Origin of the sequence: Azorhizobium sp. AG788 (genome assembly GCF_004364705.1) — a bacterium.
Taxonomy (GTDB): domain Bacteria; phylum Pseudomonadota; class Alphaproteobacteria; order Rhizobiales; family Xanthobacteraceae; genus Azorhizobium; species Azorhizobium caulinodans.
Map to the genome: position 1 here is coordinate 1 of NZ_SOBM01000006.1, position 25,210 is coordinate 25,210.

Here is a 25,210-nt window from a genome sequence, read left to right on the forward strand (position 1 = left end):
ACCCGCTACGATCGGTGCGCACACACCTTCTTCTCAGCCATCTGCATCGCCGCAACAGTCATCTTCTGGCTCTGATTAGTGAGTCCTGAGCCTAGGCTAGCAGTGGCAAATCTGGCCGGAGGTGACTGGCTCAAGGTTGCCATCATGGTAGCCGGCAGCCGGAACGGCCTATGCCGGCTAGCAGCCCCCGCAGGCATCCACACCTCCGCCGAGAACCTTGTGTCGTTGATTACAAGCGGGTTCTTGGAAAACGCTCTTGCACCAAGCGGTAGAATCCTCCGAGCATACATCTTCTTGGGGAGGCCGGATTTGGAAATCATCGAAGATAGTCTGGATGGTCTGCTGGTGGTTTTGTACGAGGCGCTCATGAAGTCGGGCGACAAGCAGGAAGGCTCGCGCGGGCCTATGCTCGAACTGCTCGGCGTGACGCTGCGGCTGACCAAACCGCGGGCAAGGTTGAGCAGGTCCGAAGACCGGGGCAAACCCTTCAGTGCGCTCGGCGAGCTGCTCTGGTACCTCACCGGCTCCGACAAGCTCGACTTCATCGAAGCCTACGTGCCGCGCTACAAGGAAGAGGCGGAGGACGGCCACATTCACGGGGCTTACGGCCCGCGCCTCTTCGCGATGCGCGGCAAGACCAATCAGGTTGAAAACGTGCTGGAGATGCTGGCCAAGAATGCCGGGTCAAAGCGCGCGGTCATCCAGCTCTTCAATGCGGAAGATATCGAAAAGCGTTACCCGGAAATTCCATGCACGACAACCCTGCAGTTCATGGGGCGAAACGGTCGTCTCCACATGTCGGCGACGATGAGATCCAACGACGCCTATCTCGGGCTGCCGCACGACGTGTTCTGCTTCACCATGATCCAGGAAATGGTCGCGACGACGCTCGGGTTTGAGGTCGGGGAATACTATCACTACGTCGGCAGCATGCACCTCTACACGGAGGCTCTCGACGGGGCATCCCGGTACAATGAAGAGGGGCACCAGCGCACCGTCGAGATGCCGGCGATGCCCCCGGGCAAGCCATTCGACTTCGTACCGGCATTGCGTGAAGCGGAAGACCGCCTTCGGCACGGAGAACCGGTTGACGCCGCCACCGTTGCGCCTGACGGATACTGGGCGGATATCGTGCGGCTCTACCAAGCCTACTGGGCCAGTGGTGACGACGCTGCGCTCGACACCCTGAGAGGCGCGGTCAGTACGCCCATTTACAAGAACTACATCGACGGTCGCCGCGCCTTGAGGCGGAGGACCTTCCTAACTAGGGACAACCCTTGTAATGTGGCCGACTAGGCAGACCCAGAAGCGGGACATCGCCAGCAAACTGCTGGACTTCAGCGCTAACCACAGGCAACTGCCCGGCATTGCCAACCCGCTGGCGCTCGATACGCTGTCGATGCAATTCGTCGCGAGCCTCAGGCGCGAGGACTACTACAGGCTTGTCCAACGAACCGCGATCGGGCCACGGCGCGCCGATCCTAATAACGACGCCTTCGACGCGGAGCGTGCGGTCGCCCATCACGTCCAGAACGGCAACCTAGAGGAGGCCGCTTGGCTGGTATTCCTCATGACCCATCTGGCGCGTCCGGCCGACTCGGGCTGGCTTCGCTTACGCCAGATCTACGGCAGGCTGGGGCAGGGCATCTGGACATGGGATGTTGTGGCAGCCGACCCTCAAGCCTTCGCTGACTGGCTGGCAGCCAATTGGCAGTCTGTGGGCGGCAAATTTGGCAATCACAGAAAGTACGAAAGCCTCGATCCGGCATCGAACCGGGCGTTCGGCAAGGTGCTGGCAACCTATCTCGACTGGATCGGCGCCGAAGGTCACACCGCGTTCTTCGCTCGCGCCGTAAGGGAAGCTGGTAACGACCCGGGCACGATTTTCGACCATCTTTACCAGGGGATGACGGTTCTGAGTTTCGGGCGCTTAGCGAAATTCGATTATCTCGCCCTCATCGGCAGATACGGCATCGCCCCTATCCACGCCGGTCAGGCGTATTTCCGTGGCGCTACAGGGCCGGCTCGCGGAGCCAAGTTGTTGTTCGACGGCAACGCGGACAGCAGGGCGGAACCGGATACGCTACAAGACCGGGTCGGAGAGCTCGACGGGGTATTGGACGTGGGCATGCAGGTCATGGAAGACGCGCTCTGCAACTGGCAGAAGAGCCCGACAACCTTCATTCACTTCAAAGGTTAGACGAGCGCGGGCTCGATCTCTTCCCAGGTCCAGCGACGTTTCAGCCCGTTCATCTGGTTGTGGCCGATGACCCGGCGGTGCTGCATCTGGCCGACAGTTATACCAGGAGACACGCCGACCGAATGGCTGAAGCGAAGGATAGCATCGCGCGTGGGGTTGAGCTCATCGAGATCGCCGACACGATGCAGAGGGATCAGGCACGCGCTGGCGAATTCGTTGGCTTCGCGCTCGCTCTGTTCGTCACCCGAGGTGTCGTCCTGATCGACGAATGTCCCCGCCTTGTGAAGCAGGAGGTGACCAATCTCGTGGAACAGGGTGAACCAGAAATGATCGTCTGACCGGTGCCGAAAACTCATCAGGATCATCGCTTTCCCAGGCGAGACCATACGGCTTGCGCCGCTGGCGCGGCAGCCCTTCGGCGCGCGGACGACAACCAAGGCCACGCCCACTTCGGCCAGCAACGTCCGTAGCGACGGCAGGAACCGGGCTGGCTTGGAAACACGCGCGAGCTTGCGCACACTCTCGAGACGGTCTTGCAGGTTGCCAGCGCTCCATTCCCCCGTTTCAGCGAGTTCAGCTTCCATCTCTCCGCGTCGCAACCAACGCAGGACGGACTCTTCGGAAGACTCGAGAGTCTGCGACGTGCGGAACCGTGTGGCGCCGATCAGTGAACCGTACTGTCGCTCCCAGGATTCGAATTTGGGGACGTTGAAATACACCAGTCGGCTACGCAGTTCTTCGCGCAGCTTTTCCGCGGAGGCGTTGGCAGGCAATTTCTTGCCGCTTGGTGACGGCACGCGCATCAGCCACGCGTCGCGCTCGGATTCGGCCGCCACCGTGACGGCGCGATTGACCGCGTCCTCGAAATTTGCCTGACGCTTGAGCCAGAATGCCTCGCCGCCGCCCAGGCGCTTCGACAAGGAGCGGGCGATGGTCGCGTCAATTGCCAGGGAGCCGTCGCAGATCGCGCGCACGGTGTTCATTCCGCCGTCGAAGTCGGCGGACAACTCCTGGGCGGTAACGCCCCGACGGTGCATGACGGCGCGGATGGAGTCGCCGGGCTTGGAGAACCAGTCGGTTGCTGCCTGCTCACCCATCAGTGTCCGTTTCCAATCTGAACCAGTTTCAGGTACCGTACCGTTTGCCACTTCACGGTGCCGTCGTCTTCTTTTTCGAACTTCGTTCCCACAGGAATCAGTCTCGCGAACAAGTCTGACCCAAATGCGAGTATGAGACTACAATCTTGCTGAACCGCTACTTCGTCGCCAAAGAATTTGATCCAGTCGGCGGCATTCTCCATGGCCTCTGCGTCTGCCAGTGCTGTAAACAGGGCGCGCGCGTCGAGGGGGCCATATACCGATTCCGCCACGGCGTACTCGCAGCAACGCTTTTTCAGTTCCGTCGTGTTGAAGGAGATGTTCAGCATCTGGCGCTGGCACGTCGCATTGTCGGAGCCATCGAGACGCGTCAGGTCAGTTGCGTTGGGGCAGGGGCGAATTACCCGGCCGGGTTGCCCGCTTGGCTCTAATGATCTCGAGCCGATCCCAATTGCGCGACAGTTCGGTCTCGCCGGCCTCGGTCATATCGAAACCGGAAGCCGAGCAGAGGCCCGCCAGCGTCACCATGACGCCGCCCGCCTCAAGCTGCGGTTGCCCCGGGTGGCGGGAGAAGACGTAATCGACCAAGGCGATCGCGTCCTCGCGCGATCCGCCACTTGCCTGCGCCAGTTCTAACGCTTCCTCGAGAAAGCGATGCAACCGCTCCTGCATGTCCGAAGTCGCTTCGGCCGGGAAGCAGGCCGTCATCCAATTCTTCACCCGATCCTGGAAATCCATTCCTGCCTCCATTGAGGCAATGGTAAGGCCGAGATCTCTTGGCACGAAAGATTTCGTGCATGCGGACGGAAGCCAAGTACGACCTAATCCACAGAAATGAGGAATCACTGCGCTGATCGCGTGGATGCAACGCTTCGTGCGCGAGCGGTCTGTCAGCCAAAGCAACCTTTATCCTTCCTAGCCCAGCCCAGTCCTGTCTTTGATCAGACGGTCCGGCGATGTCCGCTTTTAGGGATACACGTACGGTCGTCGACCGACCGGAATGGGGGCGCAAAGCGGCCGCCGCCGACGATCCAGGAAGCTCCGAAGCGGAAGTCTCCGGCGGCCACGCGCTGCGATACCTCATCGCTTGAACGGACGTCCACTTTTCGAAAGTGAACCGACAGTCAGCGGAGGCACTGAGCGCGGATTGACGCATTGCCCCTCAATGCATAGGGTCTGCTCCTATGCCTAGACCCTCGATGCCTGATGCCGCAGCGAAGACCGGGCCCGACTTCCTCAGTCGGGCCTACTGGAACGGCACCATCAAGATGAGCCTGTCCAAGTTCTTCATCCTGTGCGTGCTCCACCAGCGGGCCATGCACGGCTACGACATCGCCCGCGCCGTGGAGCAGACCACGAACGGCTGCTGTTCCCCCACCGAGGGGACCATCTATCCGGTGCTGCGGGAGTTCGAGGAAGGCGGCTATCTCACCGTCGAGACCGAGGTCGTCTCCGGGCGGGAGCGGAAGGTCTACACCCTGACCGACAAGGGCCGGGCCGCCTTCAAGGTCGCCGTCGAGGCATGGATGGACGTCACCCGCTGCCTGCTTGATGCCGGAAAGCTCGTCGAGGGGAACGGCCCGGCATGCTGCCCATGACCATCCTTCATTTGCCCCGAAGCATTGATGGTCGATGCATGAAGGAATGCGCTGTTCGCCCTCCACGGGTTCCCGACTCCCGAGTGAACGCATGACCGGCACCTCGGCAGCCACAACAGACGTGCCACCCCTGAGCGGCAGAAGCTGGTTCATCACCGGCCTCGGCATCGGGCAGATCTGCTCATGGGGATCGCTCTATTATGCCTTCCCGCCCATCGCCGAGGCCATGGAGCGGGAACTCGGCTGGTCGAAGCCCGAGACCTATGGCGCAGCCACCTTCGGCCTGATCCTAGCGGGCTTCGCCGCCTATCCCGTCGGATCGGCCATCGACCGAGGCCATGGCCGCTTCGTGATGGCCGGCGGCTCCCTGATCGCTGGCCTCCTGCTTCTCGGCTGGTCGCAGGCCGCGTCCCTCCTGCCCTTCTATCTCTGCGTCGCCGGGATCGGCATCGTGCAGGCCGCCACCCTCTATGAACCCGCCTTCGCCGTCGTCGCCCGGCGCAGCGGCAGCGGTGGGGCACGGGCCGGGATCACAGCCCTCACGCTATGGGGCGGCTTCGCCTCCACCGTCTTCATCCCCATCGTCCAGCATCTGCTCGACACCGTGGGATGGCGCGGAACGCTCATGGTGCTGGGCGGCGTGAACCTGATCCTCTGCGCCACCCTCTATGCCCTCGTCATCGATCCACGGGCGGATCATCCCGAACGCACAGCCCCGGCGACGTCGGCAATGGTGGGAAGCGGCATCGTCCGTCGGGTCATGCGCCTTCCCGCCTTCTGGGCCCTAGCGATCGCCTTGACGGCCTATTACGCCACCTTCTCCGCCTTCACGTTCCACTTCTACCCGCTGCTCATCGAGCGCGGCTTCGATACCGGCACGGTGGTCGCAGCCATGGCCATCATCGGTCCCGCTCAGGTCGCGGGCCGGATTGCCATCTGGCTGTTCGCTCCGAAAGCATCGGTGCGCCTGATCGGCAGTGCCGTCGTGCTGGTCTTCCCGGTGGCACTCCTCGCCCTTCAGGCACTTCCGCCGAGCTTCACCCTCGTCGCCGCCGTGGCGGCCCTCTACGGCGGCGCCAACGGCATCATGACCATCGTGCGCGGCCTTGCCGTCCCGGAGATGCTCACGCGGGAAGCCTATGGGGCCGTCAATGGTGCGCTCGCCGCGCCGGGGACGATCGCGCGGGCCATCGCGCCCGTCGGTGCCGCATCCATCTGGGCCAGTACCGGCTCATACGATGCCGTTGTGATCGCGCTCGTGATCGGAGCCTGCATCCTCGTGATTGGCTTCTGGAGCGCCGCTCTGCTTTCCGTCCGCGCGTCCCGCGCAGCCATCTGACATCAAGGTTCAAGTGATGACCGACACGACTTCGTCCCCGGACTTCCCCGCGCTCGACGAGAGGGACCTCGTCCTTCCCGATGCCGCTCTTCTAGAGCCTCGCTCGGTCCCCGATCACGCGCCCCGCATCCTCCTTCTGTACGGCTCACTGCGCGAGCGGTCGTACAGCCGCCTGCTGACCGAGGAAGCAGCTCGGCTCCTTGAACGCATGGGGGCCGAGACCCGCATCTTCGATCCACGCGACCTCCCGCTGCCGGATAGTGTGTCTCCAGATCACCCGAAGGTGCAGGAGCTGCGCGCCCTGTCCACATGGTCGGAGGGACAGGTCTGGTGCAGCCCGGAACGCCACGGCAACATCACCGGCGTGTTCAAGAGCCAGATCGACTGGCTGCCCCTTGAGATGGGTGGCATCCGGCCGACGCAGGGCCGCACGCTCGCCGTCATGCAGGTGAGCGGGGGTTCCCAGTCCTTTAATGCCGTGAACTCTCTCCGTGTCCTCGGCCGCTGGATGCGGATGGTCACGATCCCGAACCAGTCGTCGGTGGCGAAGGCCTATCAGGAATTCGACGAGGCCGGGCGCATGAAGCCCTCGGCCTATTACGACCGGGTCGTGGACGTCATGGAAGAGCTGATGAAGTTCACGCTGCTCGTCCGGGGACGCTCCGACTATCTCGTCGACCGCTATTCCGAGCGCCGCCAGCAGGCCGAGGCGCATCGGATCGCCGTGGAGAAGAGCCTCGCCGATGCGCGAAGCGCGGAGGGGCGCTGACCGCCGGGTTACTTGTGGTGCCAGACCTTCCATGCCGAAATCAGCAGGATGACGGCGAGGGCTGGCAGCAACACGTCATCCGGGATCAGACCCAGCAGTCGCCCGCCGATGAAGGTTCCGACGATGGAGCCCGCGGCCATGGCCAGCAGGAAGGCGCGGTTCCGGCCGAGCACCGCGAAGGCCTGATCGCGGCTGTATCGGGTGAAGCCGACGATCATGGTGGGAAGGCTCACGGCCAGCGAGAGACTGCCGGCCAGCTTGATGTCCGCGCCGAACAGCAGGACCAGCGTCGGAATGAGCAACTCCCCGCCGGCGACGCCAAGGAGCGAGGCAACCACCCCGATCACGAAACCGGCGGCCACGCCCGCCACGATCTGCGCCACGCCGACGAAAAGCGGTCGACCATCCCCAGCCTCATGCCCCGTGACCAGCACGATGGCGATAGCCACCAGCATGAGAGCGATGACGCGATAGAGGTTGTCCGATCGCAGCCGGGTCGCCCACCCTGCGCCGAACCACGCACCCGCCAGACTCCCGGCGAGCAGATTCAGGATGATGGGCCAGTTCGCCCCCACATCCGCGAACGGCACCGTGGCAGCCCGGAACGGGAGGGCGGTGGCGACGACCACGAGGCTCATGGCCTTGTTCAGGATCACGGCCTCAAGGGCGGCGAACCGGAACATTCCGATCAGGAGCGGCAGCCGGAACTCGGCTCCGCCGAGGCCGATGAGCCCTCCCAGGGCACCGATGACGGCACCTCCACCGAATGCGAAGGGCAATCGACGGGACGACGGCGCACGCGAAACGTCTGATGTCATGCTGCTATATCCGATCAAATATAGCGTCGATGTACGGCCGATCCGTCTCGTCTGCAATGCGACGACGGCATTCCTAGATCAGCTCAGTGACTAGCCCCGAGGACGGGCAGCCACAGGGCCAGGGCGATGAGTGTGACCAGTAGGACCGGCGGCGTGATCACCAGCCCGACCTTCATGTACGCCCCCCATGTGATCTTCTGCCCCTTGCTGCCCAGCACGTGCAGCCAGAGCAGCGTGGCGAGGCTTCCGATCGGGGTGAACTTGGGGCCGAGGTCGCAGCCGATGACGTTCGCGTAGACCATGACCTCCCGCATGAGCGGGGAGACGTCCGGAGCCTGCTGGACGGCAATGGCCCCGATCAGGACGCTGGGCATGTTGTTCATGACCGAGGACAGGATGGCCGACGTGAAGCCGGTCCCGATCGCGCCGGCCATCGTTCCCTGTCCGGCGAACCAACGGAGCAGGCCTGCGAGGTGATCGGTCAGACCCGCATTCTTCAGCCCGTAGACCACCAGATACATGCCGAGGCTGAACAGCACGATCTGCCATGGCGCAGAGGCCACGGCCTTGCGGACGGAAATGGCCTTCCCCAGCCCAGCGATCGCGATGAGCACGAGGGCTCCGGCGCCCGTCACCGCAGCCACCGGAATGCCGAAGGGGGCGGTGACGAAATAGGCGACGAGCAAGACCCCGAGCAGGGGGAAGGCCGCGATGAATACCCCTCGATCCCGGATCGCGCTTTCCGGGGCGTCGAGTTCGGTCACATCGTAGGCGGCCGGGATGTCCCTTCGGTAGAAGAGCCAGAGCACGATCAGGGTCGCCGCAAGGGAGACGACGTTCACCGGCACCATGACCGCCGCATAGCGGTCAAACGTGATGCCGAAGAAGTTCGCGCTGACGATGTTGACCAGGTTCGAGATCACCAGTGGCAGGCTCGTGCTGTCCGCCACGAAGCCGCAGGCCACGATGAAGGCCATGGCAGCGGCGGGCCGGAACTTCAGGCGCAGCAGGATGGCGAGCACGATGGGCGTGAGCAGGAGGGCTGCGCCGTCATTGGCGAACACCGCCGCGATCGCCGCGCCCAGCAGGATCACCAGAGGAAACAGGAGTGCACCTCGGCCCTTCCCCCATCGGGCGACGTGCAGGGCCGCCCACTGGAAGAACCCTGCCTCGTCGAGAAGCAGCGAGATGATGATGAGCGCGACGAAGGTGAACGTCGCATCCCAGACGATGTCCCAGACCACCGGGACATCAGCGAGACCGATCACGCCCGTCGCCAGCGCCAGGGCCGCGCCGCCGAGCGCGCTCCAGCCGATGCCAAGCCCTCTCGGCTGCCAGATGACGAGCACGAGGGTGGCGATGAAGATCGCGACGGCGAGCATGGGCGCAAGTCCAGGGAAAGAGCTCAGGAATTGGTCACGCGGTTTCCCGCGTCGTCGACGACGCGTTCGCCGTCTTCCTTGGTGAAGGCGCCGCGCTGCGGCGGCAGGAGGTCGAGGACCTCTTCGGATGGGCGGCACAGCCGGACACCCTTCGGGCTCACCACCAGGGGACGGTTGATGAGGATTGGGTGCGCCATCATGGCATCGAGCAGGTCGTCATCGGTCAGCGCCGGATTGGCGAGACCTAGCGCCGCGAAGGGCGTGCCCTTTTCGCGCAGGAGGGCGCGGACTGTCATTCCGGCCCGGTCGACAAGCTGACGAAGCATGACGCGAGAAGGTGGGCACTTCAGGTATTCGATGACGTGCGGCTCCACACCAGCGTTCCGGATCAGGGCCAACGTGTTGCGGGAGGTTCCACATTCCGGGTTGTGGTAGATGACCACGTCCATCATTTCGACTCCGAATGGAGGAGATTTGAGCGGGCAACATAAGCGTCCGTCAGTTGACCGATCGCGCGGAGCTGGTTGTGGAGCGCCATGCGATCGAGAGAGCGCAGCGGAAGCGCCATGAATGCCGAAATCCGGTTCGAGAGATGGCGCTGCGCCGTGACAAAAGCCTTCCGCCGCTCAAGATAGGTTCCCTCGACCGCTGCCGGATCTTCAATGCCCCAATGGGCCGTCGCCGGGTGGCCGGGCCAGATGGGGCAGGTCTCGCCCGCCGCGTCGTCGCAGACCGTGAAGATGAAATCCATGGTGGGAGCATCCGCCCGGGCGAACACCTCCCAGCTCTTGGAAGACAGTCCGTCGGTCGGGAAGTCCGCCTCCCGCAGCACCTCGATGGCAAGCGGGTTAACCTCGCCCTTGGGCTTGCTCCCCGCCGAGAAGGCGCGGAAGCGGCCGTCACCGAGCTTGTTCAGCATGGCCTCGCCGAGGATCGAGCGGGCCGAATTCCCCCTGCAGAGGAAGAGCACGTTGTAGGTGTGGTCAGTCATGTGACCCTTGCTCCGGGCATGAACAGGCGGTCAGCGCCTGCATTGCGGGCGCGCAAACCTCCGGATGGCCCTGGCAACAGTCCCGCATCAGGAAAGCTGCGAGGCCCGCCAGGGCATCGAGGGCCGCGCTGTAGATGATGGAGCGGGATTGCCGGCGCGAGCGGACAAGGCCCGCATGCTCCAGCTCTTTCAGATGGAAGGACAGGGTCGACATCGACGCACCGACCGCCTCGCTGATCGCTCCGGCCGAGATTCCATCAGGCCCGGCGATCACGAGACGCCGAACGATCCGCAACCGGGTCTCCTGGGAGAGAGCGCCGAACGCGGTCAAGGCAGCGAGTTCGTCCATATCGGCCCTAATAATTCGATATTTATAGAAATATTGAATTACGAGATGATCCGCAAGCCCTTCATAAGCGGGCTTGCGCTATTTCTCTTCGCAGTGGGGAGACGGACGGTGGCGCTGTCAAAACCTCAGTTTAGGGCGCAAACGCCAACACATTGATCGCACTGGAGCTTCCGCATTGTATTGGCGGCTTGACGTCTGCTCTCGGCGCAAAGGGTGCCACCGTGCCGTGCCTCGCTAATGTCGGCTTTCGGGCCGCAGCCGTTACCAGATCAGTGGCTGAAACGGGGGCGCAAAGCCGACGTTGCTGAAATGCGGTCGAGGGGCTGCTTTGGGCCATCAGCGGAACTCCCTTGGCCCCACCTTCAGCACGTCGATGCCAGATCCGGGACATAGATGTCCCGCTGCGGAGACCTCTCGGCGGCGGGTCCGGGGATCAGGACCAGAATCGCACGCCGTCCTGCGCCAGATCGGCCTGGCGCAGGACCTCGATGGGACCAGCGAGACCTAGCAACAGCGCCTGCGGCGGGGCCACGCCGAGGACTGGAATGCGCCGGGTTGGGGGCTTGGCAGTCATCCCGCCTGACGGGCGCGCGGCCGGACAGCCCCCTCCGCCTTGGGTACGTTGCCACTTGGCGACACAGCACGTTGCTATTCCCGCGAGGCTCATCGCCTGCGGTTAAACACCGAGAAGGCGCGGAACACAAAAACGAAAAAGGGCCTCCGTGAATGCGGGGCCCTTTCCCTTTATCCGCGCCGTTTTCAGGCAGTGCGCCAACCTTTGGCTGCCAATGAGCCACACTATGGCGTCAAATGCTCAACCTTTGGGTGCCACGACAACAACAACTGTAGGGGCACCCAAAGGATGGCTCACAGATTTCATAAGTCATTGATTATATTAGATATTTTTCAGAGGTTTGGCGCAGCTGGTGCCGTTTGTGAGCCAAAGATTGGCTCAACATACTCTCCATAAATCGGCTCGATCTGAGCCAATCTATGGCTTCCATCGCCGCGGGCACAAAAAAGCCCCCGGCCGAAGCCGAGGGCAAGGAAGTCCGGAGTTCAGCGAGCAGGTCGCTAATCGAATATCGCCTCCTGGACCTGGCTCAGGTCGAAGAAGGTCGCCTTCACCTCATCAGGCTCGAAGGCTGGAGCGATGCCCTGCTCTCTCATGGTTGCGGTCATTATGCCGATTTGCATCGACAGCCTGACGGCCAGGTTCCGCGCCGAGATGTATCGGCCGAGGAACGCCTCCACGTCGGCCTCGTCGACAACCCGCTGGGTATTACGGCTGATCGGATTCACGATTGTCTTCGACGGAAGAATTGAAAGATCAACAAGAGCTTTCACGACAGCTGTGCTGGTCTCCATCCTCTTCTCGACCTGTTGGAGCGAGAGACCTCCCAACTCGGGCTTCATTGCCCTGGAGATCTCTTCCGGATCGACCCTGATCGCAGCGAACGCCCTCCCCCCGGGATCCAGCTTCACCGTTGCGAGCGCACCGTCCAGAAGCAGGCGCACGACATCCACACCGGAGACGCATGCGCGCGTCGCGGCCTTCGAGACAGAGACCAGATCCCCGTCCTCAGCGTCGGCCGGTCGCGCGCCTTGCACCAGTCTCGCCAGTAGATCATCGAGATCCCGCGGATCAAAAGCATGATCAATGTCGCCCTTGGATCCTTCGATGAAGGGCACGAGGATCCCAGCTTTCAGAAGGTGCTGCTCCAGGGGCCTGGGCAAGCCGAGGTAGTCGCGGGCCGCCTTCAACGACATTGATCGTCCCACTTTCTCTAAAAAATCAGAAGCTGCATCGGCCGGGAACTGGACCAGATCGTCCGGAAGCGACATCGTCTCCTCGGTGATGTAGCCCGCACGCAGCAGAAACTTTCGCAGTCGCTTGGGGTGAATTTTGAAGCTCTTTGACGCCGAGCGGATCGAGTGCAGCCGCCTTCCATCGACTTGATGCCCAAAGGCCCCACGCCCGGCCGGGAGCGGCATGGTCTCTGCCGCCACCTCCGCCAGCACCCGGCGCAGTGGATCGTAGGCACTGTCGTCGGTGTCGTGGCCGAGCCAGCTCTCAAGACGACCATACATAGAGCGAAGGCCAATCCGCTCGCCCGGGAATGCCTCCTGCAGTCCCGTCAGCAGGTCATGCACGCCATCCTTTCCACGGGAGAGGATATCGAAGCCTTCACCGCCAGCACGATGCCAGAGCGCATCAGTCATCTCCCCGTTGCGGTAGTCAGGGCCATGCCCGATGACGGCCCCGATCACCTCGCAGGATCTCGCCGCGACATAGAAGGGGAGTTCGTCGAGCCAACACGCTGTCGCCTCCCCCTCCAGCCGACGGAGCAGGTAACGCTCAAGGCTCGATGGCGCACGTTCGCTCGCCCCCCTGGTCATGTCATCAAACCTCCGGAGATGGGGCCGCGCGAGCAGCGCAAAGTCATGCACACGCTGTGGATGGTCGTCCTCGCTGATGACCGGCAGGGGCACGTGATGCTCAGGGCAGGTCCGGATGGAGTCGATCAGCCAGATTGCCCGGCCATAGGGCCGCGCATTGACCGGACCGCGACCTTCGGCCATGTCCTTCCGAAGGCAATGGGGACAGACGCGGAGCGTCGCCCTGCTCAACGCGTCGCGGACGAGATGGTGGCCGCGATAGGTGAACTGCCGAGGCTCGTATCGCACCATCGCGTTTGACACGAGCGCACCTTCGCTGGCCCCGGTGAGAGTCGCGAGCGCCGACAGCGCCTCAGACCGCCCATCGACGATGTCCATGAAGGCCAACCCGAAGTCACAGCAGAACGCACGTGCAGAACGCCCCACGATGGCCGCGACGCGCGAGCAAAAGCTCGCCGGTGTCTCACCGCGCATGAAGGCGGTCGTAAGGGACTGGGGAAGATGATCCATCACTTACGCCTCCTGCGCTTCTTGACCCGTTCGTCGACAATCGGGGCATAGAGCTCGCCATCACGCCGACGCAGGGCGAGACGCGGGTCGATTTTTTCCCAATCGTCCTGGGTGAAAACGTTGCTTGCAGCATCGCACCCCGTCCGGCGCTCATAGGCTTCGGCGAAATGCCGGGTCTCGAGCCGCTTCGCACCGTTGTGCAGGGCGTTCTCAACCGCGTCCTGAATGAGCTCGATCACGATGCCGAGGCGATTGATCGCCGCATGGATCAGGCGCGCGATGGAGGGATCGTCGAAGAAGTGGGATACGTCGAGCTCGCCCTTATCCCGACCTAGGCCCGAAATCGCGTTCCTGACGAGCTCGGCATCTTTCGCGAGTTCGATATCCTCGATGTAGAGGGGAAGGGTCCGGCGCCATACCTGCTCATCGCCCGGATCCAGCGTTAGCGCAGCGATGTCGGGCGTCCCGGACAGGATCAGCCAAACCGGCCAGTCCTTGCTCTGCATAAGCGCCTTGAAGGTGTTGCGCACCTTCTGAATCTCGACCGGATTGTTACACTGCAAGACGTGCCCAACCTCATCGAAATGCAGGAAATAGACGCCCAGCTGCTTCAACACACCCGGAACGACCTGCCAGACTTCCGCTTCCCGGAGTTCCCGGGTGATCGGATAACCCAGCGCCTTCAAGGTCGCCGTCCCTAGCACCCGCATGGTGCACGGAGATGGCACGTCGACGGACACGAGAGGGCAGTCGCCCCCCGGGGTGCCGTAGCCTCCGAACTCCTCCCGCCGCCGAAAAATCCGAACCAGGCTCCGGGTCTTGCCCGAGCCGGATTCGCCCAGAACCAACAGAGGCCGGGCCTCAGCGAGACGGCCGACGCGGTTGCCGCTAACCCGCGCGTCCTGCACGCGCAGGCATTGATCGATCATCTCCTCGATGCGCTCCTCGATGAGGCGGTCCCGATCCGAAAAGATGTAGGCAGAGTGAAGCTTCGCGACGCGATCGGAGACCGCGGCACGCTGCGTCGTTTGCAAACGACGCATGCGCTCCAGCGGATTTTCGCGGCTTTCAGGGGTGGGCTGGTCATTCGTGTTCATGGTCAGTCTTCCATGAAGCTCGTGCCACGAGTACGCCAACGGTCGTGATCAGCGCTCCCGGCAAAATCTGCCTCGGCCGGCGGCGCGGACGATCCATCGTTCGAGGAGACTTCGCCGTCAGCCAAGGGAAGGTCGTCGAAAAGGGCCAGTTCGACGTCGCCCCGATCGAAAGTGAATGCCTTCGCGAAGGCGCGTTCGAACTCCGCGATGCTCTTGCGATCCAGGAGCGACGATTCAATCCCCGCACGAGCCTCCGCAGCCCGAGCGGCTCCCTCAATTTCGGCAAGGGCCTCGAAGACGGCACTTTCGCTCACCTTCGCGAGATCGGCATGCCTGCGCCGGATGCGCTCGGCTGCAAGCATCCAATGGCGCGCGGACACCCCGTCAAAGCCGTGCCTGACGCATTCGACCGTTAACCACTCGCCCGTACCCAACTCGACCGAGATATGACCAAGGTCGGCGCGATCGATACGCACACGGACTTTCGAGTTGGGCTTCAGCCGACGCAGCTCCTGCAACTTCAATGACTGATAATTCAGGCCGAGCACGCGGACGCCATGGTTTGCGATCGGCCGTTCGACATCGAGCCCGAATACATGACGCGCGCGATCGGGGTCCGGCGGCAGCCGCGGCGGATAGAGCTTGCTAAGCCGCAGCCAGGCGGAACGCGGCGTCTCACCACCGAGACCCGAATGCGGTGTGTTGTGATAGACGTCCACAACCCAGCGAACGATCAGCTGCCAAACCTCATCAATGAGCAGGGAAGCATTCTCTTCCGCTGGATAGTCTCCCTTCCGAACGACATCCTCGAATGTCCGCCCGCTGAACCGGCTGAATAGGCCGCTGTGCATGGTCCGGAAGAAACGTTCGATGTGCCCGCGCAACTGCGGGGCCCCGGCCGGCGGAAACGACGCTTCGGCATGAAGCCCCAAGACGGCCATTTGGAACCACTCGTTGGCATATTCCGGGCCATTGTCCGTAATGATCGTCTCAAACGTGCCCATCATATCCCAGGGCGTCGTGCAGCCGAGCGAGCGAGCCATTTCCCGTTTGTCGCTGACCGCCATCCGCAGCGTCTCGATCGAGCTCGCGCTGGAAACATTCTTCACCAAGAGTAGTCCCAGTACACATCGGGTGGCGACGTCGATGACGACCGACACCTTGAGGCGACTACGTTCGATTTGCGCCTTCGCTTCAGGCGAAAGGCTCTCCCAGATTTCCGTCTCCGCCATCAGGCTCGAGAGCGGAAGGGTATGGCCGTCGGCCTGGACCACCTCGAGCGGCCGGTTGACCCCCAGCCCATTGCGGACGATGCTGAACTTCTTTTTCGCGGCCTCGACACCGTTCCGCGCGGCATAAACCTGAAAGGGGTCGAGCCGCTTGATGACGAGGCCAAACGCCCGCCTGCTGGGCATCGGCAACGCAGCCTTGCCCTCGGCCGCAAGCGCCTTGTTCCGTTTCCGGACAGCTTGGCATAGCCTCTCCAGCACGATCTTTATTGTTGGCTGCTTCCGGTCGAGGTACTGCCTCGCATGATCGTCCATCATCTGCGTCAGCTCGGCCGGGAAGCGGGACAGGCTGTTACCGGATCGCGCGTAGTTATCGACCAATGCCATCGGCTCAAGGCCGAACAGTTCATAGATCTTCAGCCAGCGGCGAAGAGTCGACGGGGCCGGCGGATGCTCGATCTTGATATCATCGCTTCCGTGCCGACCGCGCCCTCTCTGTTCGGCAATCCTCGAGGCCAGATGACGAGCGACGAATGCGCGGATGGATGCATCAGAGCGCGAGACTTTTTTCTGATTTTCCTCGATGAGGAACGAGTCACACCAATGCTTTCGGATCAAGAGCTCCTGCCTGGCACGTTGCGGAAGATCCAAAATATCGTGATATAACTGCGTCAGGCTCAGGCGAGACTTGTTGTAACTGAGCACGTTAGGGCGGTACTCAACGGATCCCTCCTGAAGGTATTTATCGAGTTCCTCGTGGCTGAACGTCTCGAAAAAATTGGGATCGCTTCGCCGGGCAAGAACGTGGCCGTACTCGTCCTGCGAAACCGGAATGTATTCCGTCCCGTTGATAATCAGAACGTCATTGGCGGCGAGACGAAAGTGAGCCGGCGGACAGTGGCCGGCGGGCGTTACGAAGAGCTGTGTCTTCATGGTCATTTTATCCATTCCTTCCAGTAAATTCGAACTATCATCGACGGGCGGGACGCTCGATCAGGCTACTGCGCGTCAGGTGATTGGTGTCGGCGCGGCGGAGCTTTCCGTCCGCGATCAGGCAGAGCGCCGCAATGAAAGCGGCAGGCTCGTTCGGTCGGCTCGAGATGAAGGTCGCGATGGTGGCCGCCCCCCGCATGTCAGCGGCGAGCGCTGCTAACGCCAACACCTCGTCCTCGTTCCGCTGCCGAAGCGCCCAGGTAATGAGTCTCGCATCATGAGCTCTCCGCCGCGTGATGTGATCGCCCGTGAGCAGCTCGACGCGATCACCATACCGCGGCGACTGGTCGCGAATGAGCTCCAGCGTTCTCTCTAAGTCAGTGGTCCGCGCGGCAGGCTTGACCGCCAGGGAGCGATGGCTGTCGTCGGTCAATTCAACGCGAAAGTCGAAGGTGTGCGAACGCCGCACGCCCGCATCGTCGATGTAAAATACCGGCGCCGGCTGCTCCTGGATGGCCCTAACGTGCGGATCCGCGATGAGCATGTACGCAAGATCCCGCTCAAGCGTGCTCTCGTAGACAATCTCCCGGCCCGTCCGGGGATGCACGACGTAGCCCCGCACAGAACTGCGGCTGCGGAGTGCCGGCCGTCTCGTGGCCTTTGACATCGCAGGTTCCTGCCAGATCTTGTCGTGGCGGCGGGAACGGCCGGAATGCAGAGGCTGGGGTTCCTCATTCGAGTGGATGGCGATTTCATCTACGTATTCACCTGTTTGGTCGTTCATGTGGCAAGTCTCCACGCTCGCAGCACTGCGCTACGTTCGGTTACCCTCAAGAAAGGCGAGATTTTTTATAACACCGTCGGGCGTTATTGATCGTTAGTCGCTAATCACTCGCACCAATCGGCGCGGTGAGCACCTGGTGGCGAGTGGATAGGGAAACTTTAGTCTCTGGCATGGGCCCGTCTTCTGGCGCGGCGCCTCGTGGGCTCCTAAAAAAATGAAAACCCGGATCCAGCTGAGGAGCAATGGCTCATCTGCGATTTTTTTCCGATGGGAACCTGGGGGCTGCCTCTCGCGTGCCAACCTGCTGACGCCGCGGTCATGCATGATCTTCGAGCTGTTGGGGGGCTTCGAGCAGGCCTGGGGCGCTGCAGCCAGGATCTGAGCCCGATGAGGCAAGCCAGTGCGAAGCTCAAGGCTATCCCGAGACCTGGCATCGTTGTGGTCGAAAGGTGGGGAGCCGGCGACCTCGTCGGCCCCTCGCCGCTCGACGATCAAGGCGTCGACGGGACACGACACTCGGAGACTTCCAAGACCAATCCTGGCTGAAAGCCCGTTTCCTCGGATGGCGTCCCCCTCGCGTTTGAGACCACCCGCGTCCGACCCACGCGGTAATCGCAGCACGAATGCACGTGCCCGTGCACCCACAGGTCCGGGTGGTGGCGCAGCATCAGCCCCTCGAGGTTTGACGCAAAGCTGGGGTTCAGCGGATGTCCGGCATATTGCCTCCCTATTGAGCGGCCGGACGGCGCATGGTGGGTTACGACCACTGTCGGCCCCTGAAACGGCTCCGCGAGGACACCCTCAAGCCAGCTCCGAGACCGGCGATGGCAGGCAAGTGCTTGCCGGGGACCCAGACGCTCGTCACCGATGCGAATGTTCCGGTGATCCGAGCACGCGCCTTCAGCGTGGCTCATCGCAAGAGCCGGATTTCCATCCAGGGAGTAGTCGGTCCAGAGTGTGACACCAACAAACCGGACACTTCCGATAATCGCGCAGTCCTCGTCGAGGAACGTGATCCCAAGTTCCCGGGCAATCTGCGCCGCGATCCGGCGCTCGATCGTCATATCGACGCCGTGGAAGTCGGAATTGCCGGCCACGCAAACGATGGGAATAGAACACTGCTGGCGAAGCCACCTCAGTCCCCCGGCAAAGGGGGCCATCACGTCTCCCGCGACCACCAGAACATCGGGTATTGGCGACGGCGTCGAAATCTCCAGTGGACGGTCGTTCAGGTGGAGATCGCTCATGATCCAGATGCGCATCGTCCCCTCCTCACGTCGCGTTCGCTTCGGAAGCCGCCTGCGTGTCAGCTGCAGTCGACAGATGGATCGGCCCAATCAGATCCGTGAGTTCGGAGCCGCTGAGGCGCTGACGCTTCAACAGCTCGTTGGCAACCTTGATCACCGTTTCGCGGTGCTGGCGGATGATCCGCACCGTGTCTGCATGGAGCTCGGCAAGGGTTTTCTCGACAGCAACGGAGATGCGAGGGTGCAGCAGAAGCCTTTGCGTTGCGTCCGCCTCTGCCCACCAGGTGAGATGTCCGCCCGCGCCCAGGCCGAGGCTCCCTTCCAGGGCGGCTATCAGCCTCGTGGCCTGTCCGAGATCGCTGTTTTCTGGACCGCCGCCTCCGGCGGACACATCACCGACGATCTCCTGCTCCGCAGCCCGGCCGGCCAAGATGTAGCGAACCATGCGCAGGCATGTTTCACGGGTGGTCATGCCATCGTGCGACGTTTCGAAATGGGTGAAGTTCGAACGGCCGATCTGCACGTTGACCGAAGTTGACAGGCCCAGTGCAATGGCGACGAAAGCATGGCCGCTTTCGTGGATGGCAATGCGCCACCAGTTGGCCGCCGACAGGTCGCTGACGGGCCCACGGATCTCTGCAACAAGATCTTCAAGGATCAAACCCCGGCCGGCACGCCGCGCCCGCCGCCGCGCCGTTCGAACACACTGCTCCACATCGGCGCCCGTGAACCCGTGCGCAATGGTCGCCAAGGGTTCGAGATCAACGCCAACGAGTTCATCTGCCTGCAGGTAGTACCGGAATATGGCTTCCAGCGTCGGGATGCTCGGCATCGGTATCCTGATCTGCCTATCAAGCCGTCCCGGCCGCTTCAACGCGGGGTCGACACGGTCCGGGAAATTGCATGCCCCCACAACGACGACGCCTTCGCGCTTTGCGGCCCCGTCCATGCATTCGAGCAGACAGTTGATGACCTGCGTCACGTAATCCCGATGCTTGTGATGGAGATTGGCCCGGTCGCCGATCCCGTCGATCTCGTCAATGAAGATAATGCCAATGTCCCCTTTGGCCGCATCGGCGAAGATCGACCGGATAATCTTGAGCGTTTCGCCGAGGTGCTCCGCAGCATACCAGGCAGAAACCGACGTCACGATCAGCCGGACACCACAGGTCGCGGCGAGGGCTTTGGCGTAGGTCGTCTTTCCAACCCCGGGCGGCCCCTCGATCAAAGCCCCACGATCGACCCCGTGCCAACCGATACGCCCTTCCCTATAATCCTTCAGGTCCAGCGCGAGGTTGAGACCCCATTCGGTGGCGGGGCCAAAAGCGGGAAGATCGGCGAGCGTGGTCTGGGGCGGAGCGTCATCATTGGGAGCGTTATGGGACGCCATCACAGCCAGGCGTCGTGTGCATTCGTCGGCGCTTATCCCCAACGCAAAGGCAGCAGCGATCTGCAACGGCGTCAGAACGTTCGGATCCAGGTTCTTCGGGACACACACAACGCCGCCGGTGCTGATACGTCCAAGCCACTCCAGGTCGCCAGGTTGAATTAACGGAAGCTCGAGAGCATCGGTGCGGACCGACATCGCCTCGTCCCCAAGAAACGCCTCCTCTCCGGACCAGATTAACAACACAGATTCGCCCTTACCTATCGCTTCCGTGAGTATCTTGCTCCCGTGTTTCTTGAACGACCCGGATTCCTCCATTATGACTATAATATTTCTCCGGCGATTAACCTCAAGCGTACGCACACCCTTGCTGGAGCCTCGAGAGGCACCGCGGGACGATGTCGAGCGACCGAGGTCATCGAAGAACGTGCCGCCAATCACCGGAGCGATAACTTCGGACACCACAGCGGCGCCGTCTTCCGACTGGGCCCGGACGGTTGCGACGCTTGCACCCAACCCGACCGCCTCTGCGAATGCAGGGTTAAGATCGAGCAACCTTGCGCACCAGAGCCCGAATATGAGCTGAGCAGCGCCCCGCTGCCGCTGGTGAAGATCGAGGTGGGTCTGAAACGGTTTGCGCATTTCTGGCGCAAATTGATTGGCCTTCCTGCGGAACGCCTTTTCGTATTTCCCGGTCGCCATGGCTCAAGCTCCCAATACGCGGCGACCGCGAACACGGCGCGTGGGGAGGTAGATGATGCTGGAGGATGAGAGGGGCCTCGAAAAGTCGATCCGCAGCCGTCCCTCGGCAATGAGGGCGAGCACCGCGATGACGGGATCCCTGTCGCGTAATACGTGTGCCGCGCATACACCGAGGTCGGAGCTGCCACCGTTTGTCAGCAGATGCTGTTCCACCAAAATCCAGTCCGTGCGTGACACGCGGTGCGCTTTGCATGCCGTGAGGGACTGCATCACATCCCGACGCGGCTGCCTCATGAGCCACCCCTCGTCGACAACGAGCAGGTTCCTGCTGCCCCATTGTTTCACCAGCGTCCGCCGCAACTGCGTGCTGGGCATATCGCCATCAGGGACCGCGACGACGGTCAAAATCCGATCGGGCAACTTCGCGACCCGAACGACGGCGCCCTCCGGAGCGCTAGCTGCTCTGAGTTTCTCGTCGCTCCGCTCGTCGGACCGAAAGCCAATCACATGCGGAGAGACTGCAAGATGCACCTCGAGCGCATCTGCGAGCCAATCCTCGCGATGCTGGCCGGAGGGCGAAAAATGAGTTCTTGGGTGTATGGCGGGCGATATGAACATGGCATGACTCCGCGATCGCCGGAGAAGGACTCCGGACGCATGGGAACGGACTCGAAGCGATGCGGGCTCCGAGCGGATGGATTCGCGTGTTAGGCTTAGGGGTACAGATGGATTCGCGCTTCGACGGGTTTGGCCGCCGTGCGGGCTCTCAGTTGTCACCGCGAGAATGAAGGCAATGTCGACTGACGATCAGGTGCCTTTGGGTTCACGTATTTCCCATAGCATTATGGGACATGATGTACGAATCATAGATCGCGGTATGGTTAACGGTCGTTTGATAGCCGCTGCCCGAGGCCTTCTTGGCTGGGATCAGCAGGAGCTTTCAAAGCGCGCGGGGGTAAAGCGGCAGACAGTCGCCGACATGGAGAATGATGCGAGGCGGCCCCAGCTGCGCGTTCGCAACGCGGTGATGGACTCCCTCGAGAACGCTGGCGTGCGCTTCATCGAAGTCCAAAGCTCCGTCGGCGCCATCATTCCGAGAGGTAATACGACATCGGGTAACGGGCCCCTAGATCAGGCGCATGAGAGTGGCGTGCCGCCTACGACGGCGAAATGACGCGGGCGTTGACAGGTAGCGTCCGATCCTCGGGCGAAGGTCTGGGGGGACTGTCAAGAAGCTCTTATGCGAGGCGGGGGGGGTGAAGCTCAGGCCGCCATGGCCCTGGTGAAGCGCTAGCCGAAGACGACGGCGAATTGGGCCTTGGCCATGCCCCATGCACGGGGGCCCATCTTCCACTCCTTTTCCGAGCGCTTCAATGATCGACGGACTCTACCTAAATCTGGAGGAGGATCAGGGTCTCAGGTCACCGCGCTACGCCCCCAGAATGCTTATGCGGTAAGAGATCCGTCTGGGTTGCCGAGCCGGTCCACTGCCCGGCCATCGCGGCTATTCCGGGGAAGGCGCGGGTGCGCTCGGTGCCGTCGGAGGCCCGTTCCGCATCACCCTCAGCTCCGTATATAAACAGCCCCCCCCCGGTGGGCGCCGGGCCATGAGCGCTCTTCCATCACATTAGCGTCGATCCATACTGGGAGGGGCGAAGCGAAAGGTACGTCATTGAGGTCAGTCCGGGTGGAAGCCAATGTGCAACATGCCTCTTCGGCAATCACTACCATTGAACCGATTTTTCCCTTGTATCTCACCCCCTTCTCGTGATAATCTACCGATCAAGTTATATTTGAATATGTTTCGATAATACAAATACGATACAGTCGAGGCCGCCATGGCGCTTGCCCGCTTCAAATTATTCGCAACTTTTTCCGTCTTTATTCTTCTCGTCGGGTGCTCCGGCCATAAATTGACCGAGAGTGTTGAACTCGCCACCACGGGTTCAAAAGCCAGTGCTGAATTGCTCTCTGCTGCCACGAAATTGGATGAGTCATTCTCTACTTTTCAGAAAAATGATGTCTTCATGAATAAATTGCAATCCAGCGGATCAGTAAATCCAGCAGAAGGGGCAAGCAAAGAAAGCGGTGAAAGCAACGTTAACACTTGTTATATCGCTTCAAAGGGCACAAATATTACATGGAACTCGTCGCCGAAATCGTCAGACGTCATGAAGATACAGTCGGCCCTCAGAGCGAGAATTGAAGTGGCCGAAGCCCTTGGAAAGGCGTATTCAGCCCTAAATGCGCTTGGTTCCTACGGTGCGGAAGCCGCCGTAAGTCAAAGTGTTGTGAATCTCGCAGCTGCCACAAATACTCTTCGTACTGCTCTAGGTATTATGCCACTGCCAAGCAGCGTAGGAAGCATTTCAGGTAGTGCGGCGGGCGCTTTTTCTCAGTATGTTCAGGTGTCCGATCTCAAGACGGCGTCCGCCCAGATCAGGGTGGCCCTTATCTCTTATAAAGAGACAGTCGAAGCCGGACGCTCATCGGTTACGTCAGCTATGAGAGTCACGATAGCGCGTACATACAATTTGCGTATCGCCCTTTGGAAACGAGGCTACCTCGACGCCAATTCGTATTTGGCCTCTGTCGCAGGTAAGTCAGATCTTGCCGCGCCGCCGGCGACGGTCGTTCGTTTCACCGCTCAGGATGAGAATTTGTGCAATAGCGTGACCGCGGTACTCGAGTCCGAACGAGATGCCACGAAGTCGAAGGTTGCAGAAGAATATGATACATATATTAAGATCATCAGCGCAATGATTGATGCGCATGAGAAATTCGAGGCGGACGCACCCTTGAACAGCGTTCAGATTGCCGCCTTGCTTGATCGAATTAATCTTCTTTTGAAAGATGTTAAGCCTGGGAATTAGAGCCATGCAAGATAACGTTGTGACGTCTCTTGAGCGGATTGAACAAGCATTTTGTGCTATTGATGATAATTTTGATAATCTAATGCAAAATGCGAGCGATGATCAGCGGAGACAGCTTGTGCTAGCCCGCAATGTAGCGAAACATGCATACGATGAGGCCCTCGCCAAGGAATTAACTAGATCAAATAGACAAATTGATTTCGCTAGGCAAAGACTGATTGACGCGACAAATTTGCTCAAAGACGCAATTAATAATCAAAGATCAATTGCAGAATGCATCCAACTTGCGACCTCCGCGGCCAGCTTGGCTGCGTCTCTAGTAATAATTTCTGTCTGACGCGCTCGTCACCGCTATGAAATAGCCTACTCCGCTGGAAGTGAGCAATTCCATCGAAATGCGGCCTACAACTGGCGCAAGAAGTATGCGGGGCTGATGCCTTCGGAGATGCGGCGCTTGCGCCAGCTCGAGGATGAGAACGCCAAGCTGAAGCGGATCGTGGCCGACCTGTCGCTCGACAAGGCGATGTTGCAGGACGTGCTGTCAAAAAATGTATGCTCCGCCCCGTCGTTGCAAGGTTCGGGTTCGGTCTGACGATCCAGTCTGCATAAATGTATCCGGCCTCTCGCGAGTGGGCTGTTGTTGCAGCCAGGCCATGATGAGATCCGCGCGCCCCGTTCTCGAATAACTGGCTCGGGCTGGAAGCCCGCTTTTTTGCCCAGAGCTTACGGTGCGCCGATCAACTTTCTCGTCATCACTCTCCCGTGCCTCGCAGCTGGTCGAACGCGTGGGTCAGGCTGCCGCCAGCCCACGCCGCTCGTAGGTCGCGCCGGGCTTGGTGATCACCACCCAGGCGACGCGAGCCATCTTGGCGGCGAGCGCCACGGTGGCTTTGTTGTTGTGCATCCGGCTCTGAAGGCCGTCGATCCAGCTCCCGAGCCGATCGCGGGACCGGTCGAGATGGAGCAGGCAGGATCGGGCGCCGTGGATGAGGAGGCGTCTCAGATACGAGCTCCCTCGCTTGCTGATGCCGAGCAGGGTCGTCTTGCCGCCGGTCGAGTACTCCCGTGGCACGAGCCCGAGCCAGGCTGCCATGTCGCGCGCCTTGCGGAACTGCAGACCCCGGCCGGCCGCCGCCAGCAGGGCCGTCTGAACCGCCCCGGCTTCAGCGGAGGCCATTTGGTTTAAGTCATGCCGCCATGGCTGTCTCACCGAGTATGGCGTAGTAGCGTTCCTCGGCTTCGGCCGGCGGGATGTTGCCGATAGGCTCCAGCAGCCGGCGATGGTTGAACCAATCAACCCAGGTTAGTGTGGCGAACTCGACGGCCTCGAAAGATCGCCAAGGCCCCCGCCGATGGATGACCTCGGCCTTGTAGAGGCCGTTGATCGTCTCTGCGAGGGCGTTGTCATAGCTGTCACCGATACTGCCGACCGAGGGCTCGATGCCGGCCTCAGCCAGCCGTTCGGTGTAGCGAATGCTCCCATATTGGGCGGATTCAAACGGTCG

General features: G+C 61.5%; 24 protein-coding genes and 4 pseudogenes. 10 read left to right on the forward strand and 18 right to left on the reverse strand.

All coding sequences use genetic code 11. The features are described from left to right. The 3 genes and pseudogenes from DFO45_RS24960 to DFO45_RS16020 all read left to right on the forward strand — a co-directional run. Positions 1-75: pseudogene (locus tag DFO45_RS24960) on the forward strand (transposase); the annotation flags it as partial. A 234-nt stretch (positions 76-309) separates the two neighbouring features. Further along, complete coding sequence (locus tag DFO45_RS16015) at positions 310-1,296, forward strand: thymidylate synthase (protein ID WP_133865676.1); 987 nt, start codon at positions 310-312, stop codon at positions 1,294-1,296. Beyond that, entirely contained in the window at positions 1,283-2,200 is a 918-nt protein-coding gene (locus DFO45_RS16020; protein WP_133865677.1) for a hypothetical protein, read from the forward strand. The genes DFO45_RS16015 and DFO45_RS16020 overlap by 14 nt, the downstream gene beginning before the upstream one ends. On the opposite strand, the gene DFO45_RS16025 is transcribed toward DFO45_RS16020, so the two are convergent. The 3 genes from DFO45_RS16025 to DFO45_RS16035 are packed head-to-tail and all read right to left on the reverse strand — an operon-like array spanning position 2,197 to position 4,035. Then, positions 2,197-3,297, reverse strand: coding sequence for an ImmA/IrrE family metallo-endopeptidase (locus DFO45_RS16025; protein ID WP_133865678.1), 1,101 nt, complete (start codon positions 3,295-3,297; stop codon positions 2,197-2,199). The genes DFO45_RS16020 and DFO45_RS16025 overlap by 4 nt on opposite strands. After that, positions 3,297-3,626 carry a hypothetical protein gene (locus tag DFO45_RS16030; protein ID WP_133865679.1) on the reverse strand — a complete coding sequence of 110 codons (330 nt, stop codon included), beginning with the start codon at positions 3,624-3,626 and terminating at the stop codon, positions 3,297-3,299. The genes DFO45_RS16025 and DFO45_RS16030 overlap by 1 nt, the downstream gene beginning before the upstream one ends. 46 nt (positions 3,627-3,672) lie before the next feature. Further along, positions 3,673-4,035 (reverse strand): hypothetical protein, encoded by a 363-nt coding sequence (locus tag DFO45_RS16035; protein WP_245518139.1) that lies wholly within the window; start codon positions 4,033-4,035, stop codon positions 3,673-3,675. 461 nt (positions 4,036-4,496) lie between these two features. Between DFO45_RS16035 and DFO45_RS16040 the strand changes: the two genes are divergently transcribed. From DFO45_RS16040 to arsH, 3 genes are all read left to right on the forward strand, one after another. Beyond that, positions 4,497-4,895 carry a PadR family transcriptional regulator gene (locus DFO45_RS16040; RefSeq protein ID WP_244421803.1) on the forward strand — a complete coding sequence of 133 codons (399 nt, stop codon included), beginning with the start codon at positions 4,497-4,499 and terminating at the stop codon, positions 4,893-4,895. Between the two features lie 91 nt (positions 4,896-4,986). Continuing rightward, a complete protein-coding gene (locus DFO45_RS16045; protein ID WP_133865680.1) occupies positions 4,987-6,234 on the forward strand; it encodes an MFS transporter in 1,248 nt (415 codons plus the stop codon). 16 nt (positions 6,235-6,250) lie between these two features. Beyond that, the gene (gene arsH / locus DFO45_RS16050; protein WP_133865681.1) at positions 6,251-7,003 is read left to right on the forward strand and encodes an arsenical resistance protein ArsH; all 753 of its coding nucleotides are present in this window, start codon (positions 6,251-6,253) and stop codon (positions 7,001-7,003) included. An 8-nt stretch (positions 7,004-7,011) separates the two neighbouring features. On the opposite strand, the gene DFO45_RS16055 is transcribed toward arsH, so the two are convergent. The 13 genes from DFO45_RS16055 to DFO45_RS16115 form a co-directional block, all read right to left on the reverse strand. Continuing rightward, entirely contained in the window at positions 7,012-7,821 is an 810-nt protein-coding gene (locus tag DFO45_RS16055; protein ID WP_133865682.1) for a sulfite exporter TauE/SafE family protein, read from the reverse strand. Between the two features lie 83 nt (positions 7,822-7,904). Then, positions 7,905-9,203 (reverse strand): arsenic transporter, encoded by a 1,299-nt coding sequence (locus DFO45_RS16060; RefSeq protein WP_133865683.1) that lies wholly within the window; start codon positions 9,201-9,203, stop codon positions 7,905-7,907. A 23-nt stretch (positions 9,204-9,226) separates the two neighbouring features. Then, the gene (gene arsC, locus DFO45_RS16065) at positions 9,227-9,652 is read right to left on the reverse strand and encodes an arsenate reductase (glutaredoxin) (protein WP_133865684.1); all 426 of its coding nucleotides are present in this window, start codon (positions 9,650-9,652) and stop codon (positions 9,227-9,229) included. Further along, the gene (locus tag DFO45_RS16070) at positions 9,652-10,194 is read right to left on the reverse strand and encodes an arsenate reductase ArsC (RefSeq protein ID WP_133865685.1); all 543 of its coding nucleotides are present in this window, start codon (positions 10,192-10,194) and stop codon (positions 9,652-9,654) included. The genes arsC and DFO45_RS16070 overlap by 1 nt, the downstream gene beginning before the upstream one ends. Next, positions 10,187-10,543 carry a metalloregulator ArsR/SmtB family transcription factor gene (locus DFO45_RS16075; RefSeq protein ID WP_012169800.1) on the reverse strand — a complete coding sequence of 119 codons (357 nt, stop codon included), beginning with the start codon at positions 10,541-10,543 and terminating at the stop codon, positions 10,187-10,189. Before DFO45_RS16075 ends, DFO45_RS16070 begins: the two co-directional genes overlap by 8 nt. A gap of 433 nt (positions 10,544-10,976) precedes the next feature. Beyond that, positions 10,977-11,117, reverse strand: a complete 141-nt coding sequence (locus DFO45_RS16080) for a hypothetical protein (protein WP_280960288.1) — start codon at positions 11,115-11,117, stop codon at positions 10,977-10,979. 500 nt (positions 11,118-11,617) lie between these two features. Continuing rightward, positions 11,618-13,453, reverse strand: coding sequence for a TniQ family protein (locus DFO45_RS16085; protein WP_133865686.1), 1,836 nt, complete (start codon positions 13,451-13,453; stop codon positions 11,618-11,620). Further along, positions 13,453-14,550, reverse strand: coding sequence for a TniB family NTP-binding protein (locus DFO45_RS16090; RefSeq protein ID WP_133865687.1), 1,098 nt, complete (start codon positions 14,548-14,550; stop codon positions 13,453-13,455). The genes DFO45_RS16085 and DFO45_RS16090 overlap by 1 nt, the downstream gene beginning before the upstream one ends. A 2-nt stretch (positions 14,551-14,552) precedes the next feature. Beyond that, positions 14,553-16,712: a DDE-type integrase/transposase/recombinase gene (locus DFO45_RS16095; RefSeq protein ID WP_166657155.1), complete on the reverse strand. Its 2,160-nt coding sequence runs from the start codon at positions 16,710-16,712 to the stop codon at positions 14,553-14,555. Positions 16,713-16,749: 37 nt separating this feature from the next. Continuing rightward, positions 16,750-17,496, reverse strand: a complete 747-nt coding sequence (locus DFO45_RS16100) for a hypothetical protein (RefSeq protein ID WP_133865689.1) — start codon at positions 17,494-17,496, stop codon at positions 16,750-16,752. 491 nt (positions 17,497-17,987) lie between these two features. Beyond that, the gene (locus DFO45_RS16105) at positions 17,988-18,758 is read right to left on the reverse strand and encodes a metallophosphoesterase (RefSeq protein WP_133865690.1); all 771 of its coding nucleotides are present in this window, start codon (positions 18,756-18,758) and stop codon (positions 17,988-17,990) included. A gap of 10 nt (positions 18,759-18,768) precedes the next feature. Continuing rightward, positions 18,769-20,832, reverse strand: a complete 2,064-nt coding sequence (locus tag DFO45_RS16110; RefSeq protein WP_133865691.1) for an AAA family ATPase — start codon at positions 20,830-20,832, stop codon at positions 18,769-18,771. A 3-nt stretch (positions 20,833-20,835) separates the two neighbouring features. Continuing rightward, complete coding sequence (locus DFO45_RS16115; RefSeq protein ID WP_133865692.1) at positions 20,836-21,450, reverse strand: hypothetical protein; 615 nt, start codon at positions 21,448-21,450, stop codon at positions 20,836-20,838. A gap of 175 nt (positions 21,451-21,625) precedes the next feature. On the opposite strand from DFO45_RS16115, the gene DFO45_RS16120 reads away from it, so the two are divergent. The 4 genes and pseudogenes from DFO45_RS16120 to DFO45_RS16135 all read left to right on the forward strand — a co-directional run. Then, complete coding sequence (locus tag DFO45_RS16120; RefSeq protein WP_208299815.1) at positions 21,626-22,006, forward strand: helix-turn-helix transcriptional regulator; 381 nt, start codon at positions 21,626-21,628, stop codon at positions 22,004-22,006. 664 nt (positions 22,007-22,670) lie between these two features. Continuing rightward, entirely contained in the window at positions 22,671-23,705 is a 1,035-nt protein-coding gene (locus DFO45_RS16125) for a hypothetical protein (RefSeq protein WP_133865693.1), read from the forward strand. A 4-nt stretch (positions 23,706-23,709) separates the two neighbouring features. Beyond that, a complete protein-coding gene (locus DFO45_RS16130) occupies positions 23,710-24,042 on the forward strand; it encodes a hypothetical protein (RefSeq protein ID WP_133865694.1) in 333 nt (110 codons plus the stop codon). A 21-nt stretch (positions 24,043-24,063) separates the two neighbouring features. Continuing rightward, positions 24,064-24,252 (forward strand): annotated as a pseudogene (locus DFO45_RS16135) (transposase); the annotation flags it as partial. A gap of 243 nt (positions 24,253-24,495) precedes the next feature. On the opposite strand, the pseudogene DFO45_RS16140 reads toward DFO45_RS16135, so the two are convergent. After that, positions 24,496-24,852 (reverse strand): annotated as a pseudogene (locus DFO45_RS16140) (transposase); the annotation flags it as partial. 40 nt (positions 24,853-24,892) lie between these two features. Continuing rightward, positions 24,893-25,195 (reverse strand): annotated as a pseudogene (locus DFO45_RS16145) (integrase core domain-containing protein); the annotation flags it as partial. Positions 25,196-25,210: the final 15 nt, after the last annotated feature.

Bases quoted from the DNA above. Each gene is read 5' to 3' on its own strand.
- DFO45_RS16025 (WP_133865678.1), bottom strand. From the start codon at position 3,297: ATGGGTGAGCAGGCAGCAACCGACTGGTTCTCCAAGCCCGGCGACTCC.
- DFO45_RS16030 (WP_133865679.1), bottom strand. From the start codon at position 3,626: ATGCTGAACATCTCCTTCAACACGACGGAACTGAAAAAGCGTTGCTGC.
- DFO45_RS16080 (WP_280960288.1), bottom strand. From the start codon at position 11,117: ATGACTGCCAAGCCCCCAACCCGGCGCATTCCAGTCCTCGGCGTGGCC.
- DFO45_RS16095 (WP_166657155.1), bottom strand. From the start codon at position 16,712: ATGAAGACACAGCTCTTCGTAACGCCCGCCGGCCACTGTCCGCCGGCT.
- DFO45_RS16075 (WP_012169800.1), bottom strand. From the start codon at position 10,543: ATGGACGAACTCGCTGCCTTGACCGCGTTCGGCGCTCTCTCCCAGGAG.
- arsH (WP_133865681.1), top strand. From the start codon at position 6,251: ATGACCGACACGACTTCGTCCCCGGACTTCCCCGCGCTCGACGAGAGG.
- DFO45_RS16020 (WP_133865677.1), top strand. From the start codon at position 1,283: ATGTGGCCGACTAGGCAGACCCAGAAGCGGGACATCGCCAGCAAACTG.
- DFO45_RS16100 (WP_133865689.1), bottom strand. From the start codon at position 17,496: ATGAACGACCAAACAGGTGAATACGTAGATGAAATCGCCATCCACTCG.
- DFO45_RS16130 (WP_133865694.1), top strand. From the start codon at position 23,710: ATGCAAGATAACGTTGTGACGTCTCTTGAGCGGATTGAACAAGCATTT.
- DFO45_RS16115 (WP_133865692.1), bottom strand. From the start codon at position 21,450: ATGTTCATATCGCCCGCCATACACCCAAGAACTCATTTTTCGCCCTCC.
- DFO45_RS16125 (WP_133865693.1), top strand. From the start codon at position 22,671: ATGGCGCTTGCCCGCTTCAAATTATTCGCAACTTTTTCCGTCTTTATT.
- DFO45_RS16120 (WP_208299815.1), top strand. From the start codon at position 21,626: ATGTCGACTGACGATCAGGTGCCTTTGGGTTCACGTATTTCCCATAGC.
- DFO45_RS16090 (WP_133865687.1), bottom strand. From the start codon at position 14,550: ATGAACACGAATGACCAGCCCACCCCTGAAAGCCGCGAAAATCCGCTG.
- DFO45_RS16070 (WP_133865685.1), bottom strand. From the start codon at position 10,194: ATGACTGACCACACCTACAACGTGCTCTTCCTCTGCAGGGGGAATTCG.
- DFO45_RS16105 (WP_133865690.1), bottom strand. From the start codon at position 18,758: ATGCGCATCTGGATCATGAGCGATCTCCACCTGAACGACCGTCCACTG.
- DFO45_RS16085 (WP_133865686.1), bottom strand. From the start codon at position 13,453: ATGGATCATCTTCCCCAGTCCCTTACGACCGCCTTCATGCGCGGTGAG.
- DFO45_RS16110 (WP_133865691.1), bottom strand. From the start codon at position 20,832: ATGGCGACCGGGAAATACGAAAAGGCGTTCCGCAGGAAGGCCAATCAA.
- DFO45_RS16060 (WP_133865683.1), bottom strand. From the start codon at position 9,203: ATGCTCGCCGTCGCGATCTTCATCGCCACCCTCGTGCTCGTCATCTGG.
- DFO45_RS16040 (WP_244421803.1), top strand. From the start codon at position 4,497: ATGCCTGATGCCGCAGCGAAGACCGGGCCCGACTTCCTCAGTCGGGCC.
- DFO45_RS16035 (WP_245518139.1), bottom strand. From the start codon at position 4,035: ATGGATTTCCAGGATCGGGTGAAGAATTGGATGACGGCCTGCTTCCCG.
- arsC (WP_133865684.1), bottom strand. From the start codon at position 9,652: ATGGACGTGGTCATCTACCACAACCCGGAATGTGGAACCTCCCGCAAC.
- DFO45_RS16045 (WP_133865680.1), top strand. From the start codon at position 4,987: ATGACCGGCACCTCGGCAGCCACAACAGACGTGCCACCCCTGAGCGGC.
- DFO45_RS16055 (WP_133865682.1), bottom strand. From the start codon at position 7,821: ATGACATCAGACGTTTCGCGTGCGCCGTCGTCCCGTCGATTGCCCTTC.